Here is a 22,244-nt window from a genome sequence, read left to right as displayed (position 1 = left end):
GACGGGCCGTCCACATCGGAGACGGCATGACACGTCACGCTCGCGTCCTGTCCCCCCTGGCCGTACTCGTCGTGCTGGCCGCGCTGCTCGCGCCGGTCTCCCCCGCCCGGGCCGTGCCACCGAAGACGCCCCCGCTCACCACTCCCTGGACCAGTCAGGCGCTGGCCGGCACCCCGCTGCCGGAGTACCCGCGACCGCAGATGACCCGACCCGACTGGCTCAACCTCAACGGCGAGTGGCAGCTACGCCAGTCCGCCACCGACGACCCCCCGCAGTTCGGCGTCGACCTGCCGGAGCGGGTCAACGTGCCGTTCCCGGTGGAGAGCGCCCTGTCCGGGGTGCAGCGCGCCGCCGCCGACAACCGTCACCACCTGCACTACCGCCGCACCGTCACGGTGCCGGCGGGCTGGTCGGGCCGCCGCGTCCTGCTGCACTTCGGCGCGGTGGACTGGCAGGCCACGGTCTGGGTGAACGGCACCCGGGTCGGCACCCACAGCGGCGGCTACGACGCGTTCAGCTTCGACGTCACGCCGCAGTTGCGCACCGGCCAGAACGAGATCCTGGTCAAGGTCTGGGACCCCACCGACAGTCGGCAGAACGGCAGCCTGCCGCCGATCGGCAAGCAGACCAGGACACCGAACGGCATCTTCTACACGCCGGTCTCCGGCATCTGGCAGACCGTCTGGCTGGAACCCGTACCCGCCGCCTCGATCAGCCGGGTCGACACGTACCCGAACCTCGCCGACGGCACGCTGCGGGTGCGGGTGCACACCCGCGGCACCGTCACCGGCCACAGCGTGCTCGCCGAGGCCCTGACCGGCGGCACCGTGGTCGGCACCGCCACCGGCGGTTTCACCGAGTTCACCGTGCCGGTGCCGAACGCCCGCCGCTGGTCCCCCGACGACCCGTTCCTGTACGACCTGCGGATCACGTTGCGCAACGCCGCCGGTGCACCGGTGGACCGGACCACCCACTACTTCGGCATGCGGGAGATCACCACCCGGATGGTCGGCGGCGTGCTGCGCCCGCTGCTCAACGGCGAGTTCGTCTTCCAGGCCGGCACCCTCGACCAGGGCTACTGGCCGGACGGCCTCTATACCGCGCCCACCGACGCCGCCCTCGCCTTCGACCTGCAGAAACACAAGGACCTCGGGTTCAACATGGTCCGCAAGCACATCAAGGTCGAACCGCAGCGCTGGTTCTATCACGCCGACCGCCTCGGCCTGCTGGTCTGGCAGGACATCCCGTCGCTGACCGCTCAGGAGGTCGACGCGACCGACGCCCAGCAGGCCCAGTTCGAGGCGGAGGCCCGGGAGATCGTCGACGAGCACCGCAGCAGTCCGGCGGTGGTCGCCTACACCGTCTACAACGAGGGCTGGGGTGAGCGGGCGCTCGCCGACACCCGCCGGGTCGGTCAGAACGTCAAGAACCAGGACCCGACCCGGCTGGTCAACACGCACAGCGGCTACAACTGCTGCCAGTCGCTCGGCGACCCGGGCAACGGCGACATCGACGACTGGCACGTCTACCTCGGGCCCGCCTCCCCCACCCCGTCCGCCTCCCGGATCGCGGTGCTCGGCGAGTTCGGCGGCCTGGGACTGCGGGTGCCCGGGCACGAGTACAGCCCCAGCGGCGGCTTCTTCGCGTACGAGTGGCAGCCCACCTCGGCGGCGCTGACCGACCGGTACGTCGGCCTGGTCGAGGGCGTCCGGAACCTGATGGTCGGTACCGGGCTCAGCGCGTCGGTCTACACCGAGATCACCGACCTGGAGGGCGAGCTGAACGGTTTCCTCACGTACGACCGCCGGGTGGTCAAGATGGACGAGGCCCGGGTACGCGCCGCCAACCGCGCCCTGATCGACGCGTCCCGGTCGATCACGCCCCGGCAACCGGTCGCGCTGCCGGTGGGCGCCCGCCACTCGTTGCAGGTGACCACGCCCGGACACACCGGACGGTACCTGCGGCACCAGAACGGTCTGGCGTACACCGAGATCGTCACCGCGGGCAGCGCGGCGCTGCTCAAGCAGGACGCCACGTACACGATCCGGGCGGGCCTGGCCGACGGGAGCTGCTACTCCTTCGAGTCGGTGAACTTCCCGGGGCAGTACCTGCGCCACGCCGACTCCCGGGTCCGCAACTCGCCCGACGACGGCTCCGCGCTGATGCGCGCCGACGCCACCTGGTGCGCCCGCACCGGGCTCACCGGCAGCGGCGTGTCGCTGGAGTCGTACAACTACCGGGGGTCCTTCCTGCGCCACTACGACTCGCAGGTGTGGTTGAGCAACGGCGCGGGTGGTGCCGCGTACCAGTCGCCCGCGCTCTGGGCGGTGGACAGCACCTGGCATCTCGCGAGTCCCTGGGCGCCCTGACCGGCCGTCCGCGACCCGGTGGCCCGGACCGGCCGGTCCGGGCCACCGGCGTGGCCACCCACCCCGATCACGCCGGTCGCGCAGCGTCACGACCGCGACGGAGCTGCCGATACACTTGCCACCCCTCCGTACGTCCAGGGCAGGTGCATTGGCTCGTCGTCGCTTCCGCGTCCCCCGTCCGCTGCGCGCCGCCCTCGGCCTGCTCGCTGCCACCGCGCTGCTGGCCGGCTGTTCGGTGACCGCCCCGCCCACCACGCCCGCCCCGCTGCGGGTGCTCCAGCTGAACCTCTGCAACAGCGGCATGGCCCTGGGCTGCTACACCGGGCAGGCGGTGGACCAGGCCGCCGAGGTGATCCGCGCCGAACGCCCGGACATCGTCACGCTCAACGAGATCTGCTCCGGTGACGTGGACGCGTTGGAGCGCGCCATGACCGGCGTGCACTCGGGCACCGTGGTCGCGGCCTTCCAGCCCGCCCGCAACGGCCGCACCGGCGAGCCCTACCGCTGCGTCAACGGCCAGCAGTACGGCGTCGGCGTGCTGGCCCACGTCGCCGACCCGTACCGGGGGCACGAGCTTCACCGGGGGGTCTTCCCGGCGCAGGACCCGGCCGACCCCGAGCAGCGCGCCTGGCTCTGCGTGGACGCCAGCACCGTCTTCTACGCGTGCACCACGCACCTGGCGTACACCAGCTCGACGCTGGCGTTGGCCCAGTGCGGGCACCTGCTCGGGGTGGCCGTACCCGAGCTGCACGCCGGTGCCGGCTACCAGCCGACGGTGGTCAGCGGCGACCTCAACCTGCGGCACGGCGGCACGCCCGACGTGCGGTCCTGCGTACCCGCCGACTACCAGCACCTGCACGACGGCGGGGTGCAGCAGTTCATGGCCACTCCGGACCTGACGATCACCGCCAGCAAATCGATCGACATGCGCGGCACGACCGACCACGCGGCGTTCCTGGTCACCCTCACCACCGAGCGGGCCGAGAACCCCGCCGCCTGACGACCCCGACCGTCAGTCCCACCAGAACGCCCAGGTCGGAGCGTTGACGATGCGGTCCGCGTAGCCGGCGAGCGTGCACGGGCTCTGCCCCTGCCAGATGTTGTCCGGGCAGAAGGCGAAGTGCTCGGCGGCGATCGGCAGCGCCTCGTCGACGGTCGTCGGCGGGGCGGCGACCGACAGGTACAGCTCGGCGAAGCCGAGGCCGATCACGCGTACCCCGAACCGGTCCTCCCAGCTGCGCAGCACCGCGGAGAGCCGGCCGGCGTCGTTGGTGTAGTTCACCGGCCCCTGCCAGCCGAGGACGGCGAGCGCGTCGCTGCCCCGCTCGGCGGCGACCAGACCGAGCCGCATGTCGGGCTGGGCCAGCGACAACTGCTCGGCCCAGTGGTCGGCGTGCTCCTGCGGCGTCACCCGGGGCGACGCCGGTGCGGCCAGGCCGGGCCAGTCCTGGCCGTAGGGCGCGGTGACGGCGAGCTGGCGGCTGGTCGGCTCACCGCCCTCGTAGTCGGTGGTGCGGGTGGTCCACCAGCCGGCCAGCAGCCGCTCGGGGTCGTGCTCCGCCGGGTCGGAACTGCTCGCCGGCCACAGCTCGCCGTCGGCCCAGGGGCGATCCGGGTCGCCGTGCAGGTGGTCGAGGAGCAGCGGCCACAGCCCCGACGTCGCGTGCGCCGCGTGCAGCTCCGGCCACAGTCCGGACGGGGCCGCACCGTCGCTGAGCCACAGCGCGGGACGCTCGTCGGGTGCCTCCTCGCTGCGGACCGTCCGGCCGGGCGGAAGCGACACTGGAAGGGTGCGGCGGCGCGGCTGCGCGTCGGCGAACAGCTCGGCCAGATCGGTGGGAAGGTCGTTCCACTGCGAGGTCACGAGGCGTGAGGATAGTCGCCCACACCGACAACTCCGGCCGACGAGCCGGTCACTCCGACCCGCACCGCTCCCGCCGTCAGTCGGCCAGGATCTGCTCGCGCAGGATGTCCGCGTGACCGCAGTGCTCGGCCAACTCGCGCAGCACGTGCAGATAGACCCAGCGCAGCGGGATCGGTCCGCGCCGGTTGCCGTGCAGCAGGTCGTCCAGCCCCAGCGGGGCGGTGGCGCGACGGGACGCCGCACACGCCTGCCGGTGTGCCTCCTGGACGCTGGCGACGGTGTCACCGTCGTCGAGCAGGAACGACTCGTCCGGCGTGGCCGGGATGCCGATCTCGGCACGCGACCGGCGCGTCACCGCCTCGTCGAACCAGACCTTCTCCACGAAGGTCGCGTGCTTGACCAGGCCCAGCAGGGTCGTCCGGGACGGCACCAACGATCGGCGGGCCTGCTCCTCGGTCAGCCCGTCGAGACAGTGCTGCAGCTCGGCGCGGTGCTGGTCGATGAAGACCTCGAACTGGTCCCGCAGTGCCGCGTCGATGGCCCGCTCGAAGTCGGGCACGGAGGGCGATGACATGAGCGAAGCATGTCAACCCCGCGACGGCGGGGCAAACAGGTTGCCGGATCGTCGACCGTGCTGCCGTCAGCAGAATGCCTTGGCCGGTAGCGGCCGGTCCGGACATCCTGGCCGCATGGACCTGGGCTTCGGTGGTGAAGTGGCACGGCTCTACCAACGCTACCGGCGCGGCTATCCGCCGGCCGTCTTCGACGTGCTGGCGACGACGTTCGGTCTGACGCCGCAGGACGTGGCCGTCGACCTCGGCTGCGGTACGGGCCAGCTCACCCTGCCGCTCGCCGCTCGGGTGCGCGCGGTCGTCGGGGTCGACCCCGAGCCCGACATGCTCGTACTCGCCCGCCGCACCGCCGAGGAACAGCGGGTCGACAACGTGAGCTGGGCCCTCGGTGCCGACTCCGACCTGCCCGCGTTGGGTCGGCTGTTCGGCGACGGGAGTGTGGGCGCGGTGACCGTCGGACAGGCTCTGCACTGGATGGCGCATGAGAGCGTGTTCGCCGGGCTCCGTCCGCTGCTGCGTTCCGGCGGCGGAATCGCGGTGGTGGCCAACGGGACGCCGCTGTGGCTTCAGGACACGTCCTGGTCGCGGGCGCTACGGGCCTGCCTGGAACGCTGGCGCGGCACCGAGCTGAGCCGGAGCTGCGGCACCGACACCGACAGCCGACGCCGGTACGCTGACGCACTCACCCGGCACGGCTACCACGTCACCGAGACCGTGGTCGAATACACCGACGAGATCGACCTGGACGCTCTTCTCGGCGGCGTCTACTCCAGCTTCCCGGTCGACGCCCTGCCCCCGGCGGAGCAACGGACGGAGCTGTCCGCGATGATCCGCGACGCGCTGGGCCCGGCCACCCGGTTCCGCGAGCACGTCCGCGTCTGCGTGCTGACCGGCCGGATCGGGTAGTCCCGACCCGGCCGGTCGCCGGTCAGCGTTGCACGCGGGCGCCGGCTCCGCGCACCAGTGCCTCCACCTCGGCGAGGTTGGCCATCGACGTGTCGCCGGGGGTGGTCATCGCCAGGGCGCCGTGGGCGGCGCCGTACTCCACGGCCTGGGCCAGGTCGCCGTCGCGCTCCAGCAGGCCGTAGATGAGCCCGGAGGCGAAGCTGTCGCCGCCACCGACCCGGTCCATGATCTCCAGGCCGGGGCGGTGGGTGGCCTCGGCGAACGTGCCGCCCGACCATGCCACGGCGCCCCAGTCGTTGACCGTCGCGCTGTGCACGCCGCGCAGCGTGGTCGCCACGACCGTGAAGTTCGGGTACTCCTGGACGACGGCCTCGATCATCGTCTTGAAGTTGCCGGCGTCGAGCGCGCCGCTGTGGATGTCGGTGTCCGGCACCTCGAATCCGAGGCAGGCGGTGAAGTCCTCCTCGTTGCCGATCATCACGTCGACCAGGGCGGCGAGCCGACGGTTGACCTCCCGGGCGCGGTCCTGACCACCCACCGCCTTCCAGAGGCTGGGCCGGTAGTTCAGGTCGTAGGAGACGATGGTGCCGTGCCGGCGGGCGGCGGTCATCGCGGCCTCGGCGGTCTGCGCGGCCGTCTCCGACAGCGCCGCGTAGATGCCGCCGGTGTGCAGCCACCGCACCCCGAGCGTGCCGAAGAGGTGGTCCCAGTCGACGTCGTCCGGCTTGAGCTGGCTGGCGGCGGAGTGGCCCCGGTCGGAGGTGCCGACCGCCCCGCGTACGCCGAAACCGCGCTCGGTGAAGTTCAGTCCGTTGCGGACGCTACGGCCTATGCCGTCGTAGGGCAGCCAGGTGACGAAGCTGGTGTCCACGCCGCCCTGCAGGATCAGGTCCTCCAGCAGCCGGCCGACCTCGTTCTGGGCGAACGCGGTGACCACCGCGGTCCGTAGGCCGAAACAGCGGCGCAGGCCCCGGGCCACGTTGTACTCGCCGCCACCCTCCCAGGCCCGGAACTGACGCGCGGTGCGGACCCGCCCCTCACCGGGGTCGAGTCGCAGCATGACCTCGCCGAGCGAGACCAGGTCGTACCGGCACTCGTCCTTCGGCCGAGGGGTCAGCTGACTCAGCTCGCTCATGCCCGGCCTCCCGCCGCTGCCACCGCCGAGGCGGTCCGGCTGGTGATCTCGTCCCACTGCTCACCGGCGATCAGGTCCGCCGCCACCATCCAGGTCGCGCCGACGGCCAGCACGGCAGGCAGGGCAAGGTACTCGTCGATCACGGCGGGCGTGATGCCGCCGGTGGGGATGAACCGGATGTCGCGGAACGGCGCCGCGAGCGCCTTGATCATCGGCGCGCCGCCCAGTTGCTGGGCGGGGAAGAACTTGACCACGTCCAGGCCGGCGTCGACGGCCATCTGGATCTCGGTCGCGGTGGCCGCGCCGGGGAAGACCGGCACGCCGGCCTCCTGGCAGAAGCGCACCACTGCGGGGGCGAAACCGGGGGTCACCACGAACCGGGCACCGGCGGCCACGGCCCGCTCGGCCTGCTCGACGGTGAGCACGGTGCCGGCACCGACCGTGAGATCTCCGCGCCCGGCCACCGCCTTGATCGCGTCCAGCCCCGCGGCGGTGCGCAGGGTCACCTCGATCGCCGACAGACCGCCCTTGACCAGCGCCGAGGCGAGTGGATCGGCGTGCCGGGCGTCCTCGAGGACCACCACCGGCAGCACCCGTCCGACGTCGATTTTTCCAGACCCCTGGCCAGATCGTTCAGATACTTGAACGTTAGTCACGTACGTGACCTTACTGGAGGCGTACCGGCTTCGCTAGAGTGGGCCGGTGCCCACCGCGCCAGAGGAGTTCCAGCCCGTCAAGTCGGCCGGTCGCACCCTCGACCTGCTCGAACTGCTCGCCGACCAGCCGCGCTCCTGGGCCCTGGGCGACCTGGCACGGGCCCTCGGCATCCCCAAGAGCAGCCTGCACGGGCTGCTGCGCACGTTGACCAGTCGCGGCTGGGTGCAGACCGACGACACCGGCACCCGGTTCCGGCTCGGCCTGCGGGCCCTGCGGGTCGGCGCCGCCTATCTCGACGGGGACGACCGGGTCGGTCTGCTCGGCGGCGTCCTCGACGAGTTGTCCCGCCGGTTCGGCGAGGCCGTCCACCTCGGCCGACTGGACAGCGACCAGGTGGTGTATCTGGCCAAGCGGGAGTCGGTGCACCGGCTGCGGCTCTACAGCGCGATCGGCCGACGGTTGCCGGCGCACGCCACCGCCCTCGGCAAGGCCCTGCTGGCCGGGCACCCGGAGCAGACGGTCGACACGATGCTGACCTGGCCGCTGCCCCGCCTCACCCCGCACACCGTCTGCGACCGCGACGCCCTGCACGCCGCGCTGGCCGACGTCCGGACGGTCGGACACGCGGTGGACCGGGAGGAGAACGCCGAGGGCATCGTCTGCTTCGCGATGGCCGTGCCGCTGTCGTCCCCGGCGGTGGACGCGGTGAGCATCTCCGTCCCGGTCTCCCGGCTGCGTCCGGAGATCGAGGCGTCGATCGTCGCGGCGCTGCGGGAGATGGTCGGTGGTCTCACCCAGGCCCGCAGCATGGTGGTCGTGTAGCGCCCGGAAGCGGGTCAGCACAGTCACGTGGATCGCTGTAGTGTCGGCCTCGATCATCGACAACAGGTGATCGAGCCATCACGGGGGGCTCCTCAACTCAATGTTGGGCGCCCATCGACGATCCGTCGGAGGGTACACATGAACACCGCACTGAAGGCTGGCCTGCGCACGGTCGCCCTGTCCGCGCTGCTGGCACCGGCACTCGTCCTGGTACCCGGCGCGGCCCAGGCCGCGCCGAGCGGCTGCTCGGGCGCGTACAACCTGGAGTACCAGAACACCTACGCGGTCTACTGCAGCAAGGGCACCGGCGAGTACCGCGCCAAGGCCCGCTGCTACCGCATCGGCAGCGAGAACTACACCACCAGGTACGGCACGTGGAAGCGCCCTGGCGGCACGGTCTCGACGGTCTTCTGCCAGTCGAACGAGGAAGTGGCGAGCGGAAGCTGGGAACTCCGCGGCTGAGCCTCGACCGATGAGTTCCGTCAGTGGTCGGGATCGCGGGACCCCGGGCGGCTCTCGCCGCTGGATCTTGACGTCCGCCACCTCGCCGCATCCGTGATCGAGCCGGGGGGTTCGGGACAGGATCACCCCTCCTGAACCCCCCGGTGTCACCCGACGCGCATCAGGCGGGCAGGCGCCAGACCTGGTTGGCGCCGCCGAAGCAGTCCCAGATCTGCAACCGGGTGCCGTCGGCGGAGCTGTTGCCGGTGGCGTCCAGGCACCTGTTCGACGCTGGGTTGCGCAGCGTGCCGTTGGACTGGGCCTGCCAGACCTGCGCGGTGGTGCCGTTGCAGTCCCAGAGTTGCACGGGCGTGCCGTTGACGGTGCCCGCACTGGCCACGTCCAGGCACTTACCGAGGGCCCGCAGGGTGCCGCCGGAGGCCACCGACCAGCTCTGCGCATTGGTGCCGTTGCAGGTGTAGAGCTGCACGGCCGTGCCGTTGGCGCTGCTCGCGGCGGCCACGTCCACGCACTTGCCGGCGATGCCGGTGATCGGGCCGGTCCGGCCGGTCGGCGGCGGGGTGCCGCCACCCATGACGGTGTCGTAGATCGCGCTGACCAGTGAGGTCGAGCCGCTGGTGTCCTGGGTCAGCTCCCAGTTCATCATGCCGCCGGCGTTCGCCATCGCCCACTGGGTCTTGCGCTTGACGGTCGGGATGCCGTTGTAGCACTGCTGGACGCCGCCAACCGTGGCGCAGTCCCGGTTGGCGTTGGCCGGGTCCATGCCGACCAGTTGGGTGTACGTGTAGTAGCCGGGCCGGCTGTAGAAGGGCACCCCGAGGACGGCCTTGGCGGCCGGCAGTCCGCGCGCCTTCCAACCGTTCACCGCGTTGATCGACCAGTCGTAGTTGGCGTGCGGGCTGCCGCCGTCGTACGCCATGATGTTGAGGAAGTCGACGTGGTTGAAGACCGAGGTCGGCACCCCGTCGCGGTAGTAACCCTCGGCGACCACGGCGGCGGTCAGCAGCTTGCCCTGCGGGCGCAGCGCGTTGCCGAGCTGCTGCATGAGCAGGGCATAGTTGGCGGCCGAGGCGCCCGGGTCCGGGTACTCCCAGTCCATGTCGACGCCGTCGAGGCCGTACTGGTTGACGAACGAGACCAGACTGTTGACGAACGTGGTGCGGGTGCCGGCGTTGGCGGCGAGGGCCTCGAAGGCGCTGTCGTCGCCGTCGTTCCAGCCGCCCACCGCGATGGAGACCTTGACGTTGTTGGCCCGGGCCAGCGACACCAGCGAGGAGAGCTTGCTCGGGTTCTCCAGCGGCCGCAGGGTGCCGTTGCTGTTGGGCAGCACGAACGCGTAGTTGATGTGGGTGAGCTTGCCGTACTGGACCGAGTTGACGTTGCCGGTCCAGGACGGCATGTAGCCGACGCTCTTGAAGTTGTTCGGCAGGACCACGGCGTGTGCGGCGGTCGGGGTGACGGCGAGGGTCGCTCCGGCGGTGACCAGGGCGAGCAGACCGGCGGCCAGGGCCGAACGGGGGCGTGGACGTGGTGAGGACATCGAGGGCCTTCCCGGTGCGGATCACGGCGCCGTGCCGCCGTCCGGCGTCGATGGTCGTCGGCGCCGGACGAGCGTACGGGTGGACAGGGCGGTTTCCTCGAGGCAGCAGAATCTTAAAGAGTGTTAACCGTTAAGGTCAATGACAACTTTCGATGGCGAGCGACGAAAGTCGGACGACCGGCGGCGAAACTCGCCAAGCGCACCATGGTCCCGGCGGCAGCCGCTAGGTTCATCAACGGCGTCCGGTGACTGCAGCGGTGGGGCGAGGTGCCGTCCGCCGGACTCGACGACGGGAGCAGGTCGTGCCGACAGCACAGCACGCCGACGCGTTGCGGGATACCGCGGTCGTGCTGACCGGCGCGACGAGCGGCATCGGCCGCGCCACCGCGCTGGCCATCGCCGACCGGCCCGGCAGTCTCGTCCTGCACGGGCCGGAGCCGGAGAGCGAGGTCGCCGACCTGCTCGACCAGGTGCGGTCCCGGCAACGCCGGGATGCCGAGTTGACGTACGTGACGGCCGACTACCACGATCTCGCCGAGGTCACCCGGTTGGCCGAGCGGATCCGCGTCACGACCGATCCGATCGACGTCCTGATCAACAACGCGGGCCGTCCCGCGCCGGCCACCCGGACGGTCAGCGACGCCGGGAACGAGATCACCTTCCAGGTCGACTACCTGGCGCCCTTCCTGCTCACCACCGACCTGATCGACCTGGTCGCCGACCATGAGCGGGGACGGATCGTCAACATCGTGTCCGCCACCCATCACTCGGCCACGCTGCACCTGGACGACCTCGACCTGACCCGGCAGACGTACACCCCGTCGGCCGCGTACGCGCACGCCAAGCTCGCCCTGGTCACGTACACCGGCTGGCTGGCCCGGAACCGGCCGTCGCCCTCGCTGGACGTGGTCAGCCTGCACCCCGGGGTGGTTTCGACCGGCCTGCTGCACGCGATGTTCTCCGTCGACGGGCAACGCCCGGAGCAGGCCGCCGACACCGTCGTGCGGGTCGCGGCACAGCGCGAGGACAACGGCACCTACTACGACGAGCGGGTACCCGGCACGCCCCACCCCCAGGCCGTCGACCCAAAGGTCCAGGACCGGTTGTACGAACGCACCGTGGAGTTGTTGCGCGGCCATCTCCCGGAGTGACGGGCGGGCCGCAGGTCGGCGCATAACATCGACCGGGATGGCTACTTCGCCCAGACGACGAAGGGTGACCCCGAGGTGTCCGCTGCCCCCACGTTCCGCAATCCCGTCGTCGCCGGATTCCACCCCGACCCCAGCGTCTGTCGGGCCGGCGAGGACTACTACCTGGTCTGTTCCAGCTTCGAGTACTTCCCCGGCGTACCCGTCTTCCACAGCCGGGACCTGGTCACCTGGCGGCAGATCGGCAACGTGCTGGACCGCCGCAGCCAGCTCGACCTGCCACCGGACGCGCACGCCTCGGGTGGCGTCTTCGCGCCGACCATCCGCTACCACGACGGCCGGTTCTGGATGGTCACCACCAACGTCAGCATCGGCCGGCACCTGCTCGTCACCGCCACCGATCCGGCCGGGCCGTGGTCCGACCCGGTCTACTTCGACCTGCCGCACATCGACCCCTCGTTGGCCTGGGAGGACAACGGCGACTGCTGGCTGACCCTGTCCGGGGTGGCGTCGTATCGCATCGACCCCGAGGCCGGCAAGGTCCTCGAAGGCCCGGTGCCGATGTGGTCCGGCAGCGGCGGGCAGTACCCGGAGGCGCCGCACCTCTACCGCATCGGCGAGTGGTGGTACCTGTTGGTCTCCGAGGGCGGCACGCACACCGGTCACGCCGTCTCCGTCGCCCGCTCGCGCAGCATCCGGGGACCGTTCGAGCCCGCGCCGGCCAACCCGTTCCTGACCCACCGCAGCACCGGTCATCCGGTGCAGGCGACCGGGCACGCCGACCTGGTGCAGGCGACCGACGGCAGTTGGTGGATGGTGCTGCTCGGCATCCGGGCCAAGGGCCAGTGGCCGCCCTACCACGTGCTCGGGCGGGAGACGTTCCTGGTGCCGGTGCGCTGGGAGGACGACTGGCCGGTGGTCGACCCGGTGCAGGAGGTGACCTCCGCGCCGGCCGGAAGTCCGCCCGCCCTGGCCACGCCGCCCGGCCCGGCCGCGTACCGGGACGACTTCGACACCGCAGTGCTCGCGCCGGAGTGGATCTCACTGCGCGACCGGCCGGCGGACGCCTGGTCGCTGACCGAGCGGCCGGGCTGGCTCACCCTGCGGGCCGCCGGCACGACCCTGGACCGGGCCGGCGTCACCATGATGGCCCGCCGGCAGCAGCACCACGACTGCCGCGCCGCCGTGCGGGTCGACCCGGGCGCGGGTCGAGCCGGGCTGACGGTACGCATCGACGAGGCCCACCACTACGACCTCGAGGTCGCCGACGGGCTGGTCCGGGTGGTCGGCCGGGTCGGGCCGTTCCGTCAGGTCTTCGGCGAGCTGCCGATGCCGGCTGGCCCGGTCACGCTGAGCATCGCCACCCGGACCGACGATCTGCTCCCGCCGACCGTGACCGCCGCCGACCAGGTCACCGCCCCCGGTGCGCCGTTCGGCGTACGCCCCGCCGCCTGCGACACGGTCGGCTTCGAGGTGCTGACCGAGCAGGGGCCGGTCGTGCTCGCCGAACTCGACGGGCGCTACCTGTCCACCGAGGTCGCCGCCGGCTTCACCGGTCGGGTGTTCGGCCTCTATGTGACCGAGGGCAGCGCCGCCTTCGACTGGTTCGACTACCGCCCGACCGGCCACGCCTGACGCGCACGGGCGAGCGCCCGCCCCCGGGTCTCGGGGACGGGCGCTCGCGTGGTGGTGGAGGTCGGCCGTACGGCTCGTCGTCAGCCGACGGAGCAGGACCGGATCTGCGGACGGGCCGAGGAGTTGCCGTTCGTCGACGTGGTGAAGCCGAACGTGTTGCCGCTGCCGTTGGAGCGCATCGTCATCACGTTGCCGCTGCTGTCCCAGGTGGGGGTGCCGCTCCAGGTGGCGGAGATGCGCTGCGGCGAGGTGATCACGACGACCACCGACCAGGTGCTGGCCCCGCTGACCGTCACCGAGGTGTTGTAGCGGTCGCCCCAGACCTGGCCCGGGGTGATCGTCGCGGTGCAGCCGCCCGGCGCCGGGGTGGTCGGCGTGGGCGTCGGGTTGCCGGTGCCGGGGCTGCCGTTGTTCAGCGCGGTGAGCACCGCGTCGTAGGCGGCCTTCTTGTTGCCGTTGCCGTCGAACAGCAGCGGGCTCTCGTTGGAACGCCACGAGTCGGAGTCACGGATGCCCCAGACGGTGATGCCCTTGCAGCGCGCCACGGCGAGACAGTCGTTGACCACGTTGCGGTACGCGTCGGTCGGCGCGTTACGGATGTCGAGCTCGGTGATGTGCACGTCGACACCGAGGGCGGCGAAGCTGGACAGCGTGGTCCGGTAGTTGCTCGGGTAGTTCGAGCCGCCGGTGAAGTGCGACTGGAGGCCGACGCAGTCGATCGGTACGCCCCGGTTCTTGAAGTCCTGGACCATCCGGTAGACGGCCTGGGTCTTGGCGTCGTTCCAGTTGTCGATGTTGTAGTCGTTGTAGCAGAGCTGCGCGTTCGGGTCCGCCTGACGGGCCGCGCGGAAGGCGGCCTCGATCCAGTCGTTGCCGGTGCGCTGGAGGTTGGAGTCGCGCCGGGCCCCGCTCGACCCGTCCTGGAACGCCTCGTTCACCACGTCCCACCAGGCGATCTGGCCCCGGTAGTGGGTGGCCACCTGGGTCACGTGGTTGAGCATGGCGTTGCGCAGCGTGGTGCCGGACATGTTCTGCATCCAGCCCGGCTGCTGCGAGTGCCAGGCCAGGGTGTGTCCCCGGACCTGCATGCCGCGGCTGAGCGCGTGCTGGACGAGCCGGTCGCCGTTGGCGTAGTTGAACTGGCCCTGGTTGGGCTGCAGCGCGTCGATCTTCATTTCGTTCTCGGCGGTGACCTGGTTGAACTCGCGGTTCAGGATGGTCGTGTACGCCGAGTCGTTGAGCCGGTTCACCGCGACGGCGGTCCCGAAGTACCGGCCGCGCTCGGCGGCAGAGGCACCCAGGGTGCTCGCCGCGCTGGCGTTGCCCGGCAGCACCACGGCACCCGCCACGGCCAGCATGCCGACGGCGGACAGGACGAGAGCCGCCCGCAGTCGTCTCGGCCGCCTGGGTGCGCGGGAAGAGTCGTTGCTCATCTCATGCTCCTTCCGGGTCCGGTGGCCCGAGGGCGGGCAGCATGACTCCGGACACGCGGGATAGGGATGATGCCCGCGATCCCTGACAAAGGGACCGCATCGGCCTTACTGGACGGAAGTATTTCAGCGGGATTTCACGCCCGTCAATGACTTCCGGAAGTTTTCCGCAAGTACCGGTGGCGATGGCGTGCACCCCAGACCGACCTTCAGCAGCCTGTGCACCCCTCCCACCGCTGCACGGAGCGGCGAAACACGACCGACGGGACCGGCGACTGAAACTTCCGGAGACGGTGGACCCACATCGGACACAGCGCCTGATTCCGGTCACACCTCGACGGTCGCTCGTCGATCTTCCGTCACCGTGGGCAACGGTCCGACCAGCGGCAATGCCCCGGCAGCACGCCGACTGGACCGCCGTCGGCCGAACCTCGCCGCCGCCCGCACCGCATCGCCCCACGGCGGCGACCCGCCTCGACAGCAACCCTGACCAGCGCCGACGTCCACAGAGACCCCGACTGGCGGCGGGTGTTGCTCGCCCACCGCACCGGGAGGGGACACAGAGAGTTATTGACCCGCTTCGATATCCCGTTCTAATATTCCCGGACTACTTCCCGCAAGTTCACCGGAAATTTCAGAGGCGTTCGGCTGGTCCTGCACGGTGCGTCGGAGGTGCCGTGGACGGTCGCCGGCCGGCGCGGTGGCGACCCAGGAGGAACGTACGAGATGTCGCAGCTCATCCTGTTCGCGATCGACATCGGCGCGGTGGCCCTGCTCGTCTTCGGGCTCTATTTCCCCCGGCACCGCCGCCGCGATCTCGTCGTCGCCTATCTGGGCGTCAACGTCGGCGTCCTGGCGGTGGCGAGCGCCCTGAGCGCCAGCAACGTCGGCGCCGGGCTCGGGCTGGGCCTGGCCCTGTTCGGCGTCCTGTCCATCATCCGGCTCCGCTCGACCGAGCTGGACCAGCACGAGGTCGCGTACTACTTCTCGGCGCTGGCACTGGGCATCCTCGGCGCGCTGAGCACCACCCAGCTCTGGCTCAGCGCCGGACTGATGGGTCTCATCCTGGTGGTGATGTTCCTCGGCGACCATCCCCGGTTGCTGCGGCACTACCGGCACCAGATCCTGGTACTCGACTCGGCCGTCACCGACCATCTCGCGCTCGTCGCGCACCTGGAACAGCTCCTCGGCGGCCGGGTGCACGTCGTCACCGTGCAACGGCTCGACCTGGTCAACGAGACCACCGTGGTGGACGTCCGGTACTCGGTGAAGGGCCGGGCCAGCACCGTGTCCCCGGCCGGCACCGCCGCACCGGCGGGAGCCCAGCGGTGAGCGGGGCGTCCGCCATTCCGGTCGTCTCGGCGATGACCCCGGTCGGCCTGGCCGACGTCCTCGGGCAGGCGGCCCTGCAGACCAGGGTGGACCGCAAGTACGTCGTGCCGGTCGACGCGTTGCCCGACCTGCTGGACCGGCTGACCGCGTACGCGCAGGTGCTGGAGATCGACGGGGAGCGCAGCTTCCGCTACGAGTCGGTCTACTTCGACACCCCTCGGTTGACCAGCTACCACTGCGCGGCCTACCGACGACGGCGTCGGTTCAAGGTGCGGACCCGCACCTACCTCGACTCCGCCCAGTGCTGGCTGGAAGTGAAGATCAGCGGGGCGCGCGGCAGCATCACCAAGCACCGGCTGCCCTACCAGCCGCAGGACCGGGCCACCGTCGACCCGGGCCGCGGGTTCGTGGACGAGGCGCTGGTCCGCGAGGCGGTCGCGCCCGCCGCCGCCGGCAGCAGCCTGGAACCGGTCCTGGTCACCGGCTACCGGCGTACCACGCTGCTGCTGCCGGCCACCGCCAGCCGGGTCACCATCGACACCGGCCTGACCTGGCAGGACGGCGACGTCGTCCTCCGGTTGCCCGACCTGGCGGTGGTCGAGACCAAGACCGGCTCCGCCGCCACGCAGGCGGACCGGCTGCTCTGGCGCGCCGGGCTGCGCCCGGTCCGCATCTCCAAGTACGCCACCGGTCTGGCCGCCCTCCGTCCGGACCTGCCGGACTCACCGTGGCGACGCACGCTGCGGCGGCACTTCCAGGGCGGCTTCGCACCGGTGGGCACCGCACCGACCACCACCCCCCACCGATCCGTTCAGGAGGCATCGTGCGTCTGACCGTCCGCACCGCGGCGGCACCACTGCGCACCGCCGCGATCGCAACCGTCGCCGTACTGGTCGCCGGGTTGCTCGCCCCCTCACCGTCACCCGCCGGTGCCGAGCCGACCGCCGGCGCCGCCATCTCCAGCGCCGCCGAGGCGGCGGCCACCGTCGCGGCCTCCGCCGCCGCCGACGACCTGGTCGGCGACATCGGCTTCTCGGTGCCCAGCGGTACCTTCCAGGGCGCGGTGACGGTGGCGTTGAGCACCACCGTCAGCGGCGCGCAGATCCGCTACACCACCGACGGGAACCTGCCCACCGCGCAGTCGCCGCTCTACTCGGGCACCGCGCTGCGCTTCACCCGGACCACCCAACTGCGGGCCCAGGCGTTCGTCGGGCAGACCGCCTCCGGCGCGCCGGGCACCGCCATGTACGTCGCCCAGAACACCACCACCGCCCACGACCTGCCGGTGGTCCTGATCGACTCGTACGGCGCCGGGCGGCCGGACCGGGAGTATTTCGACGCCACCACGATGATCTTCGAGCCGGGCGGCGGCACCACCTCGCTGGCCGCCGCGCCCACCGTGGCCACCCGGGCCGGGTTCCGCCTTCGCGGCCAGTCCTCGGCGACGTTCGAGAAGACGCCGTTCCGCCTCGAGTTCTGGGACAACGATGACGACGACGCGGACTACCCGGTGCTCGGCATGCCCGCCGACTCGGACTGGGTGCTGCGCGGGCCGTTCACCGACAAGGCGCTGATCCGGGAGGCGTTCGTCTACGACCTCGGTCGCGAGATGGGGCTTCCCGCCCCGCGCTACGCCTTCGCCGAGTTCTATCTGAACACCGACGCCGGGCCGGTCGGGGCCGACGACTACATGGGCGTCTACATGATCGTCGAGACGATCAAGAACTCCAAGAACCGGCTCGACCTCAAGCAGTTGCGCGCCGACGACCGGACGCTGCCGAGGATCACCGGCGGCTACATCTGGAAGTTCGAGTGGATGGCCGCCGAGGAGCCGATCCTGCCGTGCACCGGCCCGGCCGCGACCTGCTGGAACTACCTGGAGGTGGCCGACCCGTCGCCGTTGCAGCCGGAGCAGCGGGACTGGTTGCGCAACCACCTCCAGGAGTTCCACAACGTGCTGCGCGCACCGAACTTCGCCGACCCGGTCAGCGGCTACCGGGCGTACATCGACGTGAACTCGTTCATCGACCAGCTCATCCTCAACGAGCTCAGCCGCGAGATGGACTCGTACGTCCGCAGCGCGTACTTCTACAAGGACCGGGACACCAAGATCTTCGCCGGTCCGCTCTGGGACTACGACCTCAGCTTCAGCGTGGGCGGCTTCTTCGCCAACGACCAGACCGCCGGATGGCAGCACCAGCAGGTCCGACAGCCGGTGGCCAACGACTGGTTCACCCAGTTGCTACGGGATCCGGCCTTCGTCAACGAGGTGCGGCAGCGGTGGCAGACACTGCGCCGTGGGTTACTCTCCGACGCGTCGTTGCAGGCCCGGATCAACACGCTGAGCGCGCCCCTGGCCAACGGTGCCCAGCGCAACTTCCAGCGCTGGCCCAACCTGACCACCCGGATGGTCAGCTTCTTCGTCACGCCGACCGCCCCCACCTGGCAGGGCCAGGTGCAGGTCATGCGGGACTGGATGCTGCGCCGGGCGGCCTGGCTGGACTCGACCGCCGGTTGGGGCGGCCCCACCACCACGCCCCCGCCGACGACTCCCCCGCCGACCACCCCGCCCCCCACCACGCCCCCGCCGACCACGCCTCCGCCCGCTGGTGGCGGCTGCACCGCCACGTACTCGGTGACCAGCCAGTGGTCCGGCGGATTCCAGGGCGAGGTGCGGGTCACCGCCGGTACCCGGGCGATCAGCGGCTGGACGGTGACCTGGACGTTCGCCAGTGGCCAGACGATCAGCCAGGCGTGGAACGCGACCGTCACCAGCCAGGGCTCGGCGGTCACCGCGCGCAACGTCAGCTACAACGGCACACTGGCCGCCGGGGCCAGCACCACCTTCGGCTTCCTCGGCTCCACCACCGGCACGCCCAGCGCGCCGACATTGACCTGCACGGCGAGCTAAGTGCAGGTGTCCCTGGCACCGGGTCCGCGACGGCCCGGTGCCAGGGGCGTACCGGTCGGCGGGGTGGTCGGGGCAGCCGGCTCACCGATCGGCGTCGGCCAGCATCGCCACGAGGTCGTCCAGGGTGTCCAGCCGACGGCCGGCGCCGGTCAGCTCGACCTCGACGCCGTACTCCAGCTCGATCGCGTCGACCAAGCGCAGCAGTCCGAGAGAGTCGACGCCCAACGCGATCATCGACCCGCCGGCGAGGAGGTCGGCCGCCTCGACCTCCCCTGCGGTGGCCTCGCTGACCATCTGGGCGATCCGGGCCCGCAGTTCGGGGTCGGCCGTCATCAGAACTCCTTTCCGGACTGCCGCACGATGTCGGCGATCTCGGCGATGGTGGGGGTGTCGAAGAAGGCGTCGAGCGGCACCTCGACCCCGAGCCGCTGCTGGATCCGGCCGCTGATCCGGGTCACCGTCAACGAGTGTCCGCCGAGGTCGAAGAGGTCCTCGTGCACGCCGATGTCGGGGATCCGCAGCACCTCCTGCCAGATCAGGCGAAGCTGCGCCACCACCGGATCGTCACCACCGTCACCCTCCGCGCCACCGGGTGCCCGGGTCACCACGCCGCCGGACGAGTCGGTCCCCGCACCGCGCGAGCCGGTCACGGCGTCGCGGGGTGCCGGTGCGGGCAGGGCGGTGCGGTCGACCTTGCCGCTCGGGTTCAGCGGCAGCCGGTCGAGCGTCACGTAATCGGTGGGCAGCACCGCCGTCGGCAGGCTCGACGCCAGGTGCCGACGCAGCTCGGCCGGTTCCGGGACGGCACCGGGCCGGGGCACCACGTACGCGACGAGGCGGGGCTCGTCGGCGTCGCGCCGCAGCACCGTGGCCGCGGCGGCGACCTCGGGGTGCTCCAGCAGCCGGGCCTCGATCTCGCCCAGCTCGATCCGGTGCCCCCGGATCTTGACCTGGTCGTCGGCGCGGCCGAGGAACTCGATCCGTCCGTCCGGCAGCCACCGGCAGCGGTCACCGGTGCGGTAGAGCCGGTCGCCGGGCGCGCCGAACGGGTCGGGGGCGAACCGCTCGGCGGTGAGATCGTCACGTCCCCGGTAGCCGACGGCCACCCCGGCACCGCCCAGGTGCAGCTCACCGGGGAGCCCGACGGGCGTGGGCCGGCCCGCCTCGTCCAGCAGGTACGCCCGGACGTTGGGCAGCGGTCGGCCGATGGTGACCTCGTCGGGGTCGGCCGGGATCTCCGCCATCGTCGCGTACACGGTCGCCTCCGTCGGACCGTACCCGTTGATCAGGCGTGCGGTGCGGGACCGCAGCTCGCGGGCGAGGGCGACCGGTAACGCCTCCCCGCCGGTGACCGCGACCAGCGGGACGTCCCCGTCCGCCGACGCGGTCGGGTCGCCGAGGCCGGCCTCCAGCAGCACCCGCCAGCCGGACGGGGTGGCCTGGGCATGCGTGACACCGGCGGTGCGGATCAGCCGCCGGACAGCCGCGCCGTCCAGGGCGCTGACGTCCGAGGCGACGACCACCGTGCCGCCGGTGACCAGTGGCAGGAACACCTCCACCGTGGAGATGTCGAACGACAGCGAGGTCAGGTGCAGCCACCGGTGCGTCGGACCGCCGCCCAGCAGGTCGCGGACGCCGAGCAGCAGGTTGGCCAGCGAACCGTGACGCACCGCCACGCCCTTCGGGTGTCCGGTCGATCCGGAGGTGTAGAGCACGTAGGCGAGACCGTCGGCGGTCGGCGGCGGGTCGGCGACGGGCGTGGTCGGGGCGTCGCGCAGGTCGGCATGGTCGAGGGCGAGCGTGGGCCAGGCGGGGTCCGGCGCGGCGACACCGGTCACCACCAGGGTCGGGGCCGCGTCGGCGAGCACGGCCCGCTGGCGGGCCGGCGGGTGGCCGGGGTCGACCGGCAGGTAGGCGGCCCCGCAGCGCCACACCGCCAGCATGGTCACCACCGCCGCCCAGGAACGGTCCAACGCGACCGCGACGACCGCGCCGGGACCGACGTCCCGCTGGCGCAGCAGTGCGGAGAGTCGCGCGGCGGCGGTGTCGAGCTGGGCATAGCTCAGCGTCCGGTCACGGTCGACCACGGCCGCCGCGTCCGGGTCCGCGGCGACCCGGGCGGCGAACAGGGCCGGCACGGTGGCGTCGACCGGGTACGCCCGGGCGGTCTCGTTCCAGGCCCGGGTGACCTGGTCGAACTCGTCGGCAGGCAGCAGCGGCAGCTCCGCCACCGGTCGGTCGGGGTCGGCGACCACGGCGGCCAGCAGGGTGCGCAGGTGTGCCCCGATGCGGCGTACGGCGACGGTGTCGATCGCCGCCGGGCTGTGCTGGAGGCTGACCGTGAGACCGGTCGGCGCGTCCACCACCTGGACGTGCAGCGCGTTGCGGGCGGCACCGCAGAACATCGTCCAGTCGACCTCGCTGGCCACCCCGGGGAAGTCCGGTGCGGTGCCGCGTCTCCGGTAGCCGATGCTGACCGGGGTCGACGCCGGTGCCGGACGCAGGCCGGAGACGGCCTGGGCCAACGGCACCGCGCGGTACCGGTACACCTCGCGCAGGCGGGCCCGGACGGTGTGCGCGTGCGCGCGGAAGGTCCCGCCGGCCGGGTCGGCGGTGACGGGCAGTTCGTTGACGAACAGGCCGATCCGGTCGGCCTGGTCGGGGGTGCGGGTGGAGAGCGCCACCCCGACCGGGGTACCCCGGTTGCCGTAGCGGGCGAGCAGCACGTGCAGCACCGCGAGCAGCAGTTCGAAGCGGGTCACCCCGAGCGACCGCGCGGTCTGGTCGAGCCCCTGCACCAGGTCGGTGGGCAGGTCCACGGGCACGGCGACACCGGGCTCCGCTCCGGTGGGCAGCCGCCGCAGGCCGGGCAGGACCACGTCGCCGGGCCCGGACCAGTGCCGCGCCCAGTGGTCGCGGGCGGCGGGCAGGTCGACGGCGACGCGTTGCTGTTCGGCGGCGGCGAGGCCCGCGTACTCGTCGGGTCGGGGTGCGGGGTCCACGGTGGCGCCGTCACGGGCGGCGGCGTACGCGGCGGCCAGGTCCCGGACCAGGACGTCCTTGGACATGCCGTCGAAGACCAGGTGGTGTGCGGTGACGAGCAGCAGGTGCGTGTCGTCGGCGTCGGTGAGCAGGGTGAAGCGGGCCAGCGGTCCGGCCATCAGGTCGTACGCCCGGGCGATCTCCTCGGTCACCCGGGCGTCGGTCAGCTCCCCGAAGCCGACCGTCGGGCGGTTGTCGGCCGGTGCCAGGTGCGGGGTGCCGTCGTCGTCGCCGACGATCCTGGCCGCGAGGATCGGGTGCCGGTCGGTCACGGAGGCGCAGGCCGCGACGAGTGCCCGACGGTCGAGTGCGGCGCCGAAGCGTACGCCCACCGCCATGTGGAAGGCCGTGCCGGCGACCCCGGCCCGCTCGGTGAACCAGACGGCGTGCTGTGCGGAGGTCGCCTCGGCGGTGCCCAC

Annotated in this window: 17 protein-coding genes and 2 pseudogenes; 11 read left to right on the top strand and 8 right to left on the bottom strand. The window is 71.7% G+C overall.

Translation table 11 applies throughout. The annotated features are described in order from the left end of the window. The first annotated feature begins 26 nt into the window (after positions 1-26). Together ACZ31C_RS11255 and ACZ31C_RS11250 are read left to right on the top strand one after the other, a co-directional pair. Positions 27-2,369 (top strand): AbfB domain-containing protein, encoded by a 2,343-nt coding sequence (locus ACZ31C_RS11255; RefSeq protein ID WP_465795144.1) that lies wholly within the window; start codon positions 27-29, stop codon positions 2,367-2,369. A gap of 148 nt (positions 2,370-2,517) precedes the next feature. Further along, positions 2,518-3,369 carry an endonuclease/exonuclease/phosphatase family protein gene (locus ACZ31C_RS11250; protein ID WP_465795143.1) on the top strand — a complete coding sequence of 284 codons (852 nt, stop codon included), beginning with the start codon at positions 2,518-2,520 and terminating at the stop codon, positions 3,367-3,369. 12 nt (positions 3,370-3,381) lie between these two features. Here ACZ31C_RS11250 and ACZ31C_RS11245 read toward each other — a convergent pair whose 3' ends face one another. Both ACZ31C_RS11245 and ACZ31C_RS11240 read right to left on the bottom strand, forming a co-directional pair. Next, positions 3,382-4,233 carry a DUF4253 domain-containing protein gene (locus ACZ31C_RS11245; RefSeq protein ID WP_465795142.1) on the bottom strand — a complete coding sequence of 284 codons (852 nt, stop codon included), beginning with the start codon at positions 4,231-4,233 and terminating at the stop codon, positions 3,382-3,384. A gap of 76 nt (positions 4,234-4,309) precedes the next feature. Continuing rightward, positions 4,310-4,807, bottom strand: coding sequence for a DinB family protein (locus tag ACZ31C_RS11240; RefSeq protein WP_465795141.1), 498 nt, complete (start codon positions 4,805-4,807; stop codon positions 4,310-4,312). A 115-nt stretch (positions 4,808-4,922) separates the two neighbouring features. On the opposite strand from ACZ31C_RS11240, the gene ACZ31C_RS11235 reads away from it, so the two are divergent. After that, complete coding sequence (locus ACZ31C_RS11235; protein WP_465795140.1) at positions 4,923-5,711, top strand: class I SAM-dependent methyltransferase; 789 nt, start codon at positions 4,923-4,925, stop codon at positions 5,709-5,711. 22 nt (positions 5,712-5,733) lie between these two features. Here ACZ31C_RS11235 and ACZ31C_RS11230 read toward each other — a convergent pair whose 3' ends face one another. Beyond that, positions 5,734-6,846, bottom strand: coding sequence for a sugar kinase (locus tag ACZ31C_RS11230; RefSeq protein ID WP_465795139.1), 1,113 nt, complete (start codon positions 6,844-6,846; stop codon positions 5,734-5,736). Next, complete coding sequence (gene eda, locus ACZ31C_RS11225; RefSeq protein WP_465795138.1) at positions 6,843-7,502, bottom strand: bifunctional 4-hydroxy-2-oxoglutarate aldolase/2-dehydro-3-deoxy-phosphogluconate aldolase; 660 nt, start codon at positions 7,500-7,502, stop codon at positions 6,843-6,845. The genes ACZ31C_RS11230 and eda overlap by 4 nt, the downstream gene beginning before the upstream one ends. 46 nt (positions 7,503-7,548) lie before the next feature. Between eda and ACZ31C_RS11220 the strand changes: the two genes are divergently transcribed. Next, on the top strand, positions 7,549-8,325 hold the full coding sequence (locus tag ACZ31C_RS11220) for an IclR family transcriptional regulator (RefSeq protein WP_465795137.1): 777 nt from the start codon (positions 7,549-7,551) through the stop codon (positions 8,323-8,325). Positions 8,326-8,463: 138 nt separating this feature from the next. Beyond that, the gene (locus tag ACZ31C_RS11215; protein WP_465795136.1) at positions 8,464-8,787 is read left to right on the top strand and encodes a hypothetical protein; all 324 of its coding nucleotides are present in this window, start codon (positions 8,464-8,466) and stop codon (positions 8,785-8,787) included. A 160-nt stretch (positions 8,788-8,947) separates the two neighbouring features. On the opposite strand, the gene ACZ31C_RS11210 is transcribed toward ACZ31C_RS11215, so the two are convergent. Next, complete coding sequence (locus ACZ31C_RS11210; protein ID WP_465795135.1) at positions 8,948-10,327, bottom strand: glycosyl hydrolase family 18 protein; 1,380 nt, start codon at positions 10,325-10,327, stop codon at positions 8,948-8,950. 302 nt (positions 10,328-10,629) lie between these two features. Here ACZ31C_RS11210 and ACZ31C_RS11205 point away from each other — a divergent pair, with 302 nt between their 5' ends. Continuing rightward, positions 10,630-11,478 carry an SDR family NAD(P)-dependent oxidoreductase gene (locus tag ACZ31C_RS11205; protein ID WP_465795134.1) on the top strand — a complete coding sequence of 283 codons (849 nt, stop codon included), beginning with the start codon at positions 10,630-10,632 and terminating at the stop codon, positions 11,476-11,478. A gap of 75 nt (positions 11,479-11,553) precedes the next feature. Further along, positions 11,554-13,110 carry a glycoside hydrolase family 43 protein gene (locus tag ACZ31C_RS11200; protein ID WP_465795133.1) on the top strand — a complete coding sequence of 519 codons (1,557 nt, stop codon included), beginning with the start codon at positions 11,554-11,556 and terminating at the stop codon, positions 13,108-13,110. An 80-nt stretch (positions 13,111-13,190) separates the two neighbouring features. Here ACZ31C_RS11200 and ACZ31C_RS11195 read toward each other — a convergent pair whose 3' ends face one another. Beyond that, positions 13,191-14,543: an endo-1,4-beta-xylanase gene (locus tag ACZ31C_RS11195; protein WP_465795132.1), complete on the bottom strand. Its 1,353-nt coding sequence runs from the start codon at positions 14,541-14,543 to the stop codon at positions 13,191-13,193. Positions 14,544-15,266: 723 nt separating this feature from the next. Between ACZ31C_RS11195 and ACZ31C_RS11190 the strand changes: the two genes are divergently transcribed. The 4 genes and pseudogenes from ACZ31C_RS11190 to ACZ31C_RS11175 all read left to right on the top strand — a co-directional run. Further along, the gene (locus tag ACZ31C_RS11190) at positions 15,267-15,872 is read left to right on the top strand and encodes a DUF4956 domain-containing protein (RefSeq protein ID WP_465795131.1); all 606 of its coding nucleotides are present in this window, start codon (positions 15,267-15,269) and stop codon (positions 15,870-15,872) included. Next, positions 15,869-16,705, top strand: coding sequence for a polyphosphate polymerase domain-containing protein (locus ACZ31C_RS11185; RefSeq protein WP_465795130.1), 837 nt, complete (start codon positions 15,869-15,871; stop codon positions 16,703-16,705). The genes ACZ31C_RS11190 and ACZ31C_RS11185 overlap by 4 nt, the downstream gene beginning before the upstream one ends. Then, positions 16,600-18,360 (top strand): annotated as a pseudogene (locus ACZ31C_RS11180) (CotH kinase family protein); the annotation flags it as partial. The gene ACZ31C_RS11185 and the pseudogene ACZ31C_RS11180, both read left to right, overlap by 106 nt. 36 nt (positions 18,361-18,396) lie before the next feature. Continuing rightward, positions 18,397-18,783 (top strand): annotated as a pseudogene (locus tag ACZ31C_RS11175) (cellulose binding domain-containing protein); the annotation flags it as partial. Between the two features lie 81 nt (positions 18,784-18,864). Here the strand turns inward: ACZ31C_RS11175 and ACZ31C_RS11170 are convergent. Further along, on the bottom strand, positions 18,865-19,116 hold the full coding sequence (locus ACZ31C_RS11170) for a phosphopantetheine-binding protein (protein WP_396748458.1): 252 nt from the start codon (positions 19,114-19,116) through the stop codon (positions 18,865-18,867). Further along, the gene (locus tag ACZ31C_RS11165; RefSeq protein ID WP_465795129.1) at positions 19,116-22,244 is read right to left on the bottom strand and encodes a non-ribosomal peptide synthetase; all 3,129 of its coding nucleotides are present in this window, start codon (positions 22,242-22,244) and stop codon (positions 19,116-19,118) included. The genes ACZ31C_RS11170 and ACZ31C_RS11165 overlap by 1 nt, the downstream gene beginning before the upstream one ends.

The organism is Micromonospora sp. NPDC023869 (assembly GCF_055559695.1).
The sequence above is the reverse complement of the archived record's forward strand: the minus strand, read 5'-3'. Positions and strand labels throughout refer to the sequence as shown.